The 10,358-nt window shown below is 71.2% G+C and carries 10 protein-coding genes; 4 read left to right on the forward strand and 6 right to left on the reverse strand.

Translation table 11 applies throughout. From position 1 onward, the window contains the following. Window positions 1-135: 135 nt before the first annotated feature. The 3 genes from ACWGL3_RS27730 (at window position 136) to ACWGL3_RS27740 (ending at window position 2,258) form a co-directional block, all read left to right on the forward strand. Window positions 136-1,182 carry a polymorphic toxin-type HINT domain-containing protein gene (locus ACWGL3_RS27730; RefSeq protein ID WP_267945215.1) on the forward strand — a complete coding sequence of 349 codons (1,047 nt, stop codon included), beginning with the start codon at window positions 136-138 and terminating at the stop codon, window positions 1,180-1,182. A gap of 75 nt (window positions 1,183-1,257) precedes the next feature. Then, window positions 1,258-1,608, forward strand: a complete 351-nt coding sequence (locus ACWGL3_RS27735; protein WP_267945214.1) for a hypothetical protein — start codon at window positions 1,258-1,260, stop codon at window positions 1,606-1,608. A 431-nt stretch (window positions 1,609-2,039) separates the two neighbouring features. Further along, window positions 2,040-2,258, forward strand: coding sequence for a hypothetical protein (locus ACWGL3_RS27740; protein WP_267945213.1), 219 nt, complete (start codon window positions 2,040-2,042; stop codon window positions 2,256-2,258). A 42-nt stretch (window positions 2,259-2,300) separates the two neighbouring features. On the opposite strand, the gene ACWGL3_RS27745 is transcribed toward ACWGL3_RS27740, so the two are convergent. From ACWGL3_RS27745 to ACWGL3_RS27760, 4 genes are all read right to left on the reverse strand, one after another. Further along, window positions 2,301-2,717, reverse strand: coding sequence for a hypothetical protein (locus tag ACWGL3_RS27745; protein WP_267945212.1), 417 nt, complete (start codon window positions 2,715-2,717; stop codon window positions 2,301-2,303). A gap of 92 nt (window positions 2,718-2,809) precedes the next feature. After that, window positions 2,810-3,034, reverse strand: a complete 225-nt coding sequence (locus ACWGL3_RS27750) for a hypothetical protein (protein WP_267945211.1) — start codon at window positions 3,032-3,034, stop codon at window positions 2,810-2,812. Window positions 3,035-3,408: 374 nt separating this feature from the next. Continuing rightward, window positions 3,409-4,398: an aldo/keto reductase gene (locus tag ACWGL3_RS27755; RefSeq protein WP_352986669.1), complete on the reverse strand. Its 990-nt coding sequence runs from the start codon at window positions 4,396-4,398 to the stop codon at window positions 3,409-3,411. A gap of 10 nt (window positions 4,399-4,408) precedes the next feature. After that, window positions 4,409-5,293: an aldo/keto reductase gene (locus ACWGL3_RS27760; protein WP_267945209.1), complete on the reverse strand. Its 885-nt coding sequence runs from the start codon at window positions 5,291-5,293 to the stop codon at window positions 4,409-4,411. A 198-nt stretch (window positions 5,294-5,491) separates the two neighbouring features. On the opposite strand from ACWGL3_RS27760, the gene ACWGL3_RS27765 reads away from it, so the two are divergent. Further along, window positions 5,492-6,376, forward strand: coding sequence for a helix-turn-helix transcriptional regulator (locus ACWGL3_RS27765; RefSeq protein WP_267950422.1), 885 nt, complete (start codon window positions 5,492-5,494; stop codon window positions 6,374-6,376). 88 nt (window positions 6,377-6,464) lie between these two features. Here ACWGL3_RS27765 and ACWGL3_RS27770 read toward each other — a convergent pair whose 3' ends face one another. Then, window positions 6,465-8,243 (reverse strand): glycoside hydrolase family 15 protein, encoded by a 1,779-nt coding sequence (locus ACWGL3_RS27770; RefSeq protein WP_452461966.1) that lies wholly within the window; start codon window positions 8,241-8,243, stop codon window positions 6,465-6,467. 70 nt (window positions 8,244-8,313) lie between these two features. Continuing rightward, window positions 8,314-10,122, reverse strand: coding sequence for a thiamine pyrophosphate-requiring protein (locus tag ACWGL3_RS27775; RefSeq protein ID WP_267945207.1), 1,809 nt, complete (start codon window positions 10,120-10,122; stop codon window positions 8,314-8,316). Window positions 10,123-10,358 lie beyond the last annotated feature (236 nt).

Genomic DNA, 10,358 nt, shown 5'->3' on the forward strand with positions numbered 1-10,358 from the left:
GCCCACCCCCCTCCGGTCCCCGATCGCTGACCCGGCGGATCCGGGATCCGGCGTTCCCCGAGGCGCCGAGCGCAGGAGAAGGTCGAGGCCCGCAACAAGCTGATCGCCGCCGCAGCGGCGGGGCTGGCGCAGCTGGTGGCGGACGAGCTGGGGATCACGGTCGGCCTGGAGTGCTTCACCACGGGTGATCTGGGGGCGTGCGGTGAGACGGCGCTGAACGTCGCGTCGATGTTCGTGGGTGGCCTGGCGGGCAAGATCGACAACCTCTGCGCACCCGGTAACAGCTTTGTGCCCGGTACACGGGTGCTGATGGCCGACGGGTCGACCAGACCCATCGAAGAGGTCGATGTCGGCGAGAAGGTGTTGGCGACCGATCCGGAGACCGGTGAGCAGACCGCGCGGACGGTGCTGGCCACCATCATCGGGTCGGGTGCCAAGCACCTGGTGCAGATCACGGTGGACCCGACCACCGAGCGCGAAGCGGCTGATGAGGATACCGGTTCCGAAACTGAAGGGCAGCAGGCCGAGCAGTCGGGCATCCCTGGCCCGGTAACGACGGGGGACGTGGTCATCGCGACCGACGAGCACCCGTTCTGGGTGCCCGACTTGGGGCAGTGGGTCGACGCGGTCGACCTGGCTCCGGGCACGTGGCTGCAGACCTCGTCGGGCACCTGGGTGCAGGTCTCCGCGGTCCGGGCCTGGACCCAGCCTGCGACGGTCCATAACCTGACCGTCCAAGGCGTCCACACGTTCCACGTGACCGTTGGGGACCTGAACGTCCTCAACCACAACTGCGGTGGTGGAACAACTGTCTATCGCGGAGTCTCGGAAAGAAGCGGGCAAACGGGGGATATGAACCCTGCTTTTGAGGATGCCACTAACGGAGTTGTGAATCCTCGCGGTGGAAGCGCGACCCCTGAGTCGCATCATAACGGTAAGACGAACAGTGAATATACGAGTTGGACAACTAGTCCTAGGGTTGCACTAACTGCGGCAACCAAGGACGGTGGTGCTGGGGTTGTAATCCGATCAAGAATTCCTTCTGGCAGGGTGCATGTCCATTCAAATGAACAGCCTTGGGTGGATTTCCGGGGGGAGTATGAAGTGATAATCCAGGGTCGCATGACAGGAGATGCCATTCCGGCGTGGGTGGGAATGTCTACTGATGATATGGTATTCTGATTCCGTCCGGGATTTAATTTTGTTTTGATCGGGGGCGCGGTGCAGTATCAGATTTCCTTCCCGAGGCTCAGTTTGATGCTTCGTGAGAGTGGTTGTCGATCATTGAAATTCGTTCCAGGGGAGATTCTGGAGGGAGTGTTCGGAGACGTCCGGGAGGCTTTCGATGTCGGAGTTGCGGAGAGTTCGCTGTTCTTGGATACTTACAGGTTCAGGTATGCTTCCTACCCTGATGTCGCGGAGGCCAGGTTCGGGTGGAATGAGTTCTTCGAAGTCCTGCGCAGGGATTCGGAAAATGGCATTTTCGCCGTGAGGTCGTCTTCCTGGAGGGCGATCCTGTTGACAGATTTCCGGGTGCAGAAAATCGAAGCTGCGATCGTCGGTCCGCCCGAAGACTTCACATGGCCGGAAGGGGCTGCGGATTCTTAGCTGTGGGCTGGTGAGAGCCGGCCAGCTCATGGTCGTCGTCGTTTCTCTGGACATCTCTCAGTGTCCCGAGGTCGGAGAGGGGCTGGCGCACGCGTTCATCGGGTGAAGTCTCAGGGGCGACCGTAGGCGGCCTGTGGACGGTCTTCGAGTGAACGTGAAGTCGGTCGAGTTCGAAGCCGGCCTGTGGGGCTGGCCGGGGTTCAGGACGATGACGGGTGACGCGTCCTTCGTTCCGGTGTGCTTCATGGAGTTGGTGTCCCAGGGCTCCGAGAACGATGCCATGGACCACTACTGGGATCTCGAGAACTCGGTCTTCGTCCAGAGGCAGTTCTTCGAGGTGGCGGAGCCGACCATGGCCCTCGCGATGGCTGCACTCGTTTCTGATCCTTCGCCCCATGTGAGGATTGTGCTCCTCGAGCCTGATATTTCAGATGGTCAATGGTGTGGCCCATGGTGCTGTCATCGACCGAGGAGATCTCGGCCTGGTGTGGAGGTGCAGAGATGTCGCCAGAAGGGGGATCCTGGTTCTGTACGGGGAATCCCTCGGGAAGACGGGTGAGCAGGCTCTGGATGTCGTGGACCTGATCGAAGGCGACCGTTCGAGGCCGGCCGGCTTCAGAGACGTTGCCGCCCGGTTCTGGGGCAGCTGAGAACGGGGTTCCCCGAGTCGGGGAGCGGAAGCAGCGAAGCGCTCATCGCCCGTGCCAACCGGGAGGGGTGAAGCGGGGGCGGAAGAAGCGGCGGCCCTCGACCACCGCCCCGGACACGATCTCCCGCAGTGTCCACGGGTGGGCGGAGTGGTCGTCGACCGTCACACCGCCGTTCGCGAGGAGCAGTGCGACGGCCCGGTGGACCTCCGCGATGCCGTACACGCGCCCGGAGACGTCGATCTGCACCGCCCAGGCGGGGCGGTGCCCGACCGCTGTTGCGAGGCCCGCCACGTCCTCGGGGTCCCAGTCGGAGAACAGGAAGCCCGTCTCCTCGTCGTCGATGTCGATGTAGAGGACGCCGTCCAGGATCCACGGCTCGCGCTGCCCGGGCACGCTCCGGTCCAGGAGGGCGGCGGTCACGGACCGCTCGCCCGGGGGGAAGACGAACACGCTGCGCACGCGGGGAGTGTAGCCGGTGCGGTTCCGCCGCGCCCGTGGACGCTTCCGGGCGTACCCCGCCGCCGACGGGGCGCACGGCACGGCCCGACAGTTCAGCCGTCGCCGTCCCCGGCGGCCGTCCCGGCGCCACCGTGTCCGGGGGAGTGGATGTGCAGCTCGCCTATCCGTCCGGCCTGGATGACGGTGCCCGCTCCGTCGCCGTGGAACTCGTTCCGGCTGATGAGGGGCTGCGCGGCGGGAGGCCCCGTCCCGGCCGGGCCGCACCGGGGTTCCGCCCGCTCCAGCCCGGGCCACCTCTGCGCGGCCTTGTGGGTCATGACCCTCACGAGGAGGTCAGCGGTTCCCGCGGCGACCTTGCAGGCGAACAGGCCCGCGGCGATGACCAGGAGGAACTGGAGGAGCGTGGCGGGGCCGAGGTGGAGGGCGAGTTTTCGGGCAGGCTCCGCCAGCTGTGACGGCTCCGGAAAGACGAAGCCAGAACGCTCAGGGCCAGTGCCTCGATCTTCGCTCGCGCCTTCCTGTTCGCCCGAAGGGTGACCGGGCCGACGCTACCGGAGGCGGACGGCGGCGCGCGAGGGCGGGACGTGTCCGGACCCGGCCACGGAGCCCGCCGGGAGCGCCGAACCGCGCGGACCGGCCACCACGCTGCGGTCGGGCCGACCGGGCCCGGGCCGGCCCGGCCACGGGCGTGTCAGAGGCCGACCATCGCCATCCCCCGGGCGTTGTACCGGTCCCCCCGGACGCCCACCCGTGCGGCGAGTGCGTCCAGGTCGGCGACCTCGTCGGCGGAGAGCGCGATCCGGGTGGCCCCGGAGTTCTCCGCAACCCGGCCCCGTCGGCGCGTGCCGGGGATCGGCACGATCCACGGATGCTGGGCGAGCAGCCAGGCGAGCGAGACCTGGCCCGCCGTGGCCCCCTTCGCCTCGGCGAGGGCGCGGACGTGCCCCACCAGCGCCCCGTTGGCGTCGATGTTGCCGGCGTCGAACCGGGGGATGGTGGAGCGGATGTCGCCCTCGGCGAACTCGGTCGAGGAACCCACGGTCCCCGTCAGGAAGCCCTTGCCGAGCGGGCTGAACGGGACGAACCCGATGCCGAGTTCGCCGCAGGCCGGCAGCACCTCCGGCTCGGGGTCGCGGGTCCACAGCGAGTACTCGCTCTGCACCGCCGTGACGGGGTGGACCGCGTGGGCCCGCCGGATCGTCCCGGCGCCCGCCTCGGACAGTCCGAAGTGGCGGACCTTGCCGGCCGCGACGAGTTCGCCGACCGTCCCCGCGACGTCCTCGATCGGCACGTCGGGGTCGACCCGGTGCTGGTAGAAGAGGTCGATCACGTCGGTGCCCAGCCGTCGCAGCGACGCGTCCGCGACGCGTCTGATCTGCTCGGGCCGGGAGTCGGTCCCGACCATCCTGCCGTCCTGGATGTCCCAGCCGAACTTGGTGGCGATCACGACCCGGTCGCGCAGGGGCGCCAGGGCCTCGCCGACGAGTTCCTCGTTGGCGTAGGGCCCGTAGACCTCGGCGGTGTCGAAGAAGGTGACACCCTCCTCCTCCACGGCGTGGCGGATCACGCCGACCATCTCGTCGCGGTCCCCCGGGTTGGGCCCGTAGCTCTGGGACATGCCCATGCAGCCGAGGCCGACGGCGGAGACCTCCAGGCCCTGTCCGAGCGTGCGCGTGTGCATGACGGCCTCCTCAGGCCTCGGGGATCTCGATGCCGAAGTTCTCGCGGGTGATGTCGGCGGCCTCGGGGCCGCCGCGGATGCCGGTGTCCAGCGCGTCGACGGCGGCGAGCTGCTCGCCGGTGAGCTCGAAGTCGAACACGTCGAAGTTCTCCGCGATCCGGGACGGCGTCACCGACTTGGGGATGACCTGGCGGCCCTGCTGGATGTGCCAGCGCAGCATCACCTGTGCGGGTGTCCTGCCGTGCGCGTCCGCGATCTTCCCGATCACCGGGTCCTCCAGGGTGGAGCCCTTCGACCCGTCGCGGTAGAACGTGATGCCCCCGATCGGCGACCAGGCCTGGTTGAGGATGCCGCGCTCGCGGTCGTACTCCAGCAGCTCCGACTGCCGGAAGTAGGGGTGGACCTCGATCTGGTTGACCGCGGGCACGGTCCCGGCCCCGGAGAGCAGCCGGTCGAGGTGGTCGGGCATGAAGTTGGAGACGCCGATCGCGCGCACCCTGCCGTCGGCGTGGAGCTTCTCCAGGGCCTTGTAGGCCTGGACGGTCAGCTCGAACTCGCCGGGCAGCGCCTGGTGCAGGATCAGCAGGTCCAGCTGCTCGACGCCGAGCTTGCCGGCGGACTTGTCGAAGGCGTGCAGGGTCTCGTCGTAGCCGTAGTCGGTGATCCAGACCTTGGTCTCGAGGAAGACCTCGTCGCGCGCCAGACCGGAGCGGCGCACCGCCTCGCCCACCTCGCGCTCGTTCCCGTAGGCCGCGGCGGTGTCGATGTGCCGGTAGCCCGTGGACAGGGCGGTCTCCACGGCCGTGATCGTCTGCTCCGGCGGGGTCTGGTAGACGCCGAAACCGAGGACCGGCATGTCCACGCCGTTGTTGAGAGTGACGCTCGGAATGCTCATGTACGCCACGCTAGATCAGGGGTGACCTGCGGAGGAGTACCTGGTGATCCGGGTACCCGCAGTGCCCCCCACGCACCGGATCCGGTGGCCGGACCGGCGCGTCCCCGGCCGGGCGGGTCCCCGTCCCGCGGCCGTCCCGGGTAACGGCAGTACCTCCCACGCCGCGGGCGGTGCGCCTACCGTGGGGGCATGGCGACGATGGACCTGCGCAGTGAGATCCGCGAATTCCTGAGTTCGCGGCGGGCGCGCATCACCCCGCGGCAGGCGGGCCTTCCGGCGTACGGGGGCAACCGCCGGGTCAAGGGGCTGCGCCGCGAGGAGGTGGCGATGCTCGCCGGGGTCTCGGTGGACTACTACGTGCGCATGGAGCGCGGCAGCCTGGCCGGCGCCTCCGAGGGCGTGCTCGAGGCCCTGGCCTCGGCGCTGCAGCTGGACGAGGCCGAACGCGAACACCTCTTCTCCCTCGCGCGGGAGTCGGGCGCGCGGAGCGGGCGCCGCGGGCGCAGCGCCCCCGCGACCGTCCGACCGGCGCTGCGACAGGTCCTCGACGCGATCACCGACGCCCCGGCCTGGATCCGCAACGGCCGCCACGACGTGCTGGCCATGAACCGGCTCGCCCGGGCCCTCTACGCCCCCGTGCTCGCGGACCCGCGGCGTCCGGCGAACACCGCCAGGTTCGTCTACCTCCAGCCGGAGGCGGCCCGGGAGTTCTTCGTCGACTACGACCAGATCGTCCGCGACGCGGCCGCGATGCTGCGCCTGGAGGCGGGCCGCAACCCGCACGACAAGTCGCTCATCGCCCTGGTCGGCGAACTCTCGACCCGCAGCGAGCTGTTCCGGCAGAGGTGGGCGTCACAGGACGTGCGCTTCCACCGCTCCGGGCGCAAACGGCTCTTCCACCCGGGCGTCGGCCTGCTCGAACTCGACTTCGAGGCGATGGAACTCCCCGCCGAGCCGGGCCTGCAGCTGAACGTCTACACCGCGCCGGCCGACTCACCGGCGGCCGACGGGCTCAAGCTGCTGGCCTCCTGGGCGGCCGACCAGGAGCGGCTCTCCACCGAGGAGCCCCCGGCCATCCGCTGACCCGGCCCCGGGGGACCGCCCGGGCCGGCCCCGGTCCCCCTCCGTCCCCGGGCCGTCCGGAGTGCCGGGCGGGCGCGCGGCGCACCCCTCAGTGGAACACCCGGTCGGACCCGGCGGGGGCGGCCAGCCGGACGGCGGACTCCAGCATCAGCGCGTGCACGAACGCCTGGGGGAGGTTCCCCCGCATCTGGCGCTGGCCGATGTCGTACTCCTCGGCGAACAGCCCGGGCGGTCCGCAGGCGGTGCGGTTGCGCTCGAACCAGCGCAGTGCCTCGCCGTGGTGGCCCTGCTGGTGCTCGGCCAGGGCCGTCACGAACCCGCACAGCAGGAAGGCCCCCTCGGCCTCCTCCAGCGGGCGCCCGTCGTGCCGGAAGCGGTACGCGTAGTGGTCGTGGGTGAGTTCGCGGACGAAGGCCCGCAGGGTGTTCACCGTCCGCGGGTCCCCGGCCGGAAGGGCGCCGCGGAGCGGGGGTAGGAGCAGGGAGGCGTCCAGCCCCGGGTCCTCGGGGCTGCGCTGCCACCGGCCGCCGGGGTGCAGGCTGGTGGCGGCGGTCTCGGCGACCATGGCGTCGGCCAGACGTGTCCACTCGTTCACGCGGCCCGCGGTGGGGGCCGCGCCGGCCAGGGCACGGAGCCCGGCCGCGCAGGTGAGCCTGCTGTGGGTCCACGCCCGGTCGCCGATCTCCCAGATGCCGGCGTCCGGCCTCCTCCTGTACCGGGCGACGGCGCCGACCGCGGCGTCCGCTGCGCGCCACCCCTCCGGTTCCAGCCGACCGTGCCGGTGGGCGGTGGCCAGCAGGATCAGCGCCTCGCCGAAGGCGTCGAGCTGGAACTGCCGGTTCACCCAGTTGCCGACACGGTCGAAACCGCCCGGGTACCCCTCCAGGCCGAGCGTCTCCTGGCCGGGTATCCGCTCCCCGGCGACGGTGTAGGCCGGGGCCATGTGCGGGCCGTCCTCGAGCAGCCGCGCCGAGACGAAGTCCACCGCGCAGTCCAGGAGGGGGAAGCTCCCCGCCGCGGCCGCGGCCAGGCCCGCGTAGCACTGGTCCCGGATCCAGACGTACCGGTAGTCGTAGTTGCGCCCGGTCCTGGCGCGCTCGGGGAGGCTGGTGGTGGCCGCGGCCACCATCCCCCCTGTGCTGCTGGTCAGCCCCCGCAGGACCGCGTAGGCGTGCCGGGAGTCCCGCGGGGCGAGGCCGTGGTCCAGGGCGGGGACCGTCCTGGACCACTCGGCCGTCGTCGCCTCCCACGCGCGGGAGGCGTCCACCACGGCGCCGAGGGGGCAGTCGGCGATCTCCAGCACCAGGTCGTGGTGTTCGCCGGCCGCGAGGGAGACCTCGGCCGCGAGGCCGGCGGGCTCCCCGCCGCGTGGCACGGGGTGCGCGGAGGGCGCCCCGCTCCACCGCAGGCGCAGGTCGCCCGACCGCGCCGTCCACACGCCCACCTCCAGGTGGAACGAGGGCGCGCCGCTCCGGCCGAAGTCGGCCGCGGGCTCGAGCCGCAGGTCGAGGCGGGCGTCCCCCTGCACGGCCGTGATGCGCCGCAGCAGCACGGCCCGGTGCGGGTCGCCCGGGAACGCCAGCGCCTCACGGCACTCGGTGATGCCCCCCGAGGTGGTCCAGCGGCTGCGCCAGACCAGTGTGCCGGGCTCGTAGTGGCCGCCGCCGACGAAGCGCCCCCGCGGGGCGACCGTGTAGTGGCCGGGCCCTCCGACGAGGTCGCCGAAGACGGCGCCGGAGTCCCAGCGCGGGGCGCACATCCAGACGATCTCCCCGTGCAGGCCGATGAGGGCCCCGCGCTCGCCGTCCGCGAGCAGCGCGTAGTCCCGCAGGGTCTGCGGCGCGGGCCTTCCGTGTGAGTCCCCCATGGTCCTCCTCGTCCCGGGCGCCGCGTCCGGCACGGCGGCCTCCCGCACCCGGTCCGGCCCCTCCGGCCGTTCAGCCGCGCTTGTGGTGGCGCCCCCGGCCCGGGAGGAAGTCCTGGATCTTGGCCTTGACCCCCTGCCTGACGATGCCGGCGCTCTCGCTGTCCCCTTGGAGGACCGCCGAGGCCGCGGCCTCGATCTGCTCGAGGGTGGCGTGCGGCGGGATCGGGGGGACGTCGGGGTCGGTGCGGAAGTCGATGACGAAGGGCCGGTCCGCGCCCAGCGCCCTGTGCCAGGCGCCCTGGACGTCCTCCGGCCTCTCCACGCGCACCCCGTCGAGGCCGATCAGGCGCGCGAAGTCGGCGTAGGGCACGTCGGGCAGGGACTGCGAGGGCAGGAACTGCGGCGCCCCGGACATGGCGCGCATCTCCCACGTGACCTGGTTGAGGTCGTGGTTGTTGAGGACGGCCACGACCAGCCTGGGGTCCTTCCACTCCTGCCGGTACTTGGCCGCGGTGACGAGTTCGGCCATGCCGTTCATCTGCATGGCCCCGTCGCCCACGAGCGCCACGGCGGGCCGGTCCGGATGGGCGAACTTGGCGCCGATGGCGTAGGGGACCCCCGGCCCCATGGTCGCGAGCGTGCCCGACAGGGACCCCCGCATGGTTCCGCGCATCCGGAGGTGGCGCGCGTACCAGTTCGCCGCCGAACCCGAGTCGGCCGTCAGGATCACGTCGTCCGGCAGGAGCGCGTCCAGGGCGTGCACGACGTACTCGGGGTTGATGGGATCGGCCTCCACGGCGGCCCGGCGCTGCATGACCTCCCACCAGCGCGCCGTGTCCTTCTCGACCTTCCTGCGCCAGGCCTTGCGCTTCCTGTCGCGTTTGAGCTGGGGGAGCAGGGCGGCGAGGGTCTCCTTGGCGTCCCCGACGAGGTTGACCTCGAACGGGTAGCGCAGGCCGATCATGTGCGGGTCGATGTCGATCTGCACCGCGCGCGCCTGGTCGAAATCCGGGAGGAACTGCGAGTAGGGGAAGCTGGACCCCACCACCAGCAGGGTGTCGCAGTCCCGCATGAGCTCGTAGGAGGCCCGGGTGCCGAGGAGACCGATCGAGCCCGTCACGTACGGCAGGTCGTCGGGCAGGACGTCCTTGCCCAGCAGGGCCTTGGCCACCCCGGCGTCCAGGCGCTCCGCGAGCGCGACGACCTCGGCCCGCGCGCCCGCGGCCCCCTGGCCGACCAGGACGGCGATCCGTTCCCCCGCGTTGAGCACCTGCGCGGCCCGGGAGAGGTCCGCGGGCCTCGGGACGGGGACGGGGGAGGACAGGCCGAGGCTGGACGGGACCATCTTGAACTCGTGGGTCGGCGGCGAGTAGTCCAGTTCCTGCACGTCGGCGGGGATGATGACGGCGGTCACCGTCCTCCTCGCGTACGCGGTGCGCATCGCCCTGTCGATGACGTTGGGCAGCTGCTCTGGGACGGTCACCATCGCGCAGTAGTCCGAGGCCACGTCCTTGTAGAGGCTCAGGAGGTCGACCTCCTGCTGGTAGGAGCCGCCCATGGCGCTCCGGTCGGTCTGCCCCACGATCGCCACCACGGGGACGTGGTCGAGCTTGGCGTCGTAGAGGCCGTTGAGCAGGTGGACGGCGCCGGGCCCCGAGGTTGCCGCGCAGACGCCGACCCTGCCGGAGAACTTCGCGTAGCCGACCGCCTCGAAGGCGGCCATCTCCTCGTGCCGGGCCTGGACGAACTTCGGGTCGTTCTCCGCGCGCCCCCAGGCGGCGAGCAGGCCGTTGATGCCGTCGCCGGCGTAGGAGAAGACGTGCTCGACGCCCCATTCGCGCAACCGCTGCAGGACGTGGTCCGAGACCTTGACCGCCATGGGTTCCCTCGCCTTCCTCGTGGTGGGACAGGTTCCGCGACCGTGCGGACCGGCGGCGCGCGGGCGCCGGTCAGGCCCGCCGCCGTGCGCGGTACCGGGCGCCGGCCGCCGCGCCGGGGCCGGCGGCCGGGTGGGACGGTTCCGGCGCCCCTGCGGAGGCGGGCCCCGGCCGCCGCCGCGGCCGGGGGGGGAGGCCCGGAGCGCCGGTGTCGGGCCCTGGCGAGCGGGGGGCGCGG

The organism is Nocardiopsis sp. NPDC055824 (assembly GCF_053616335.1).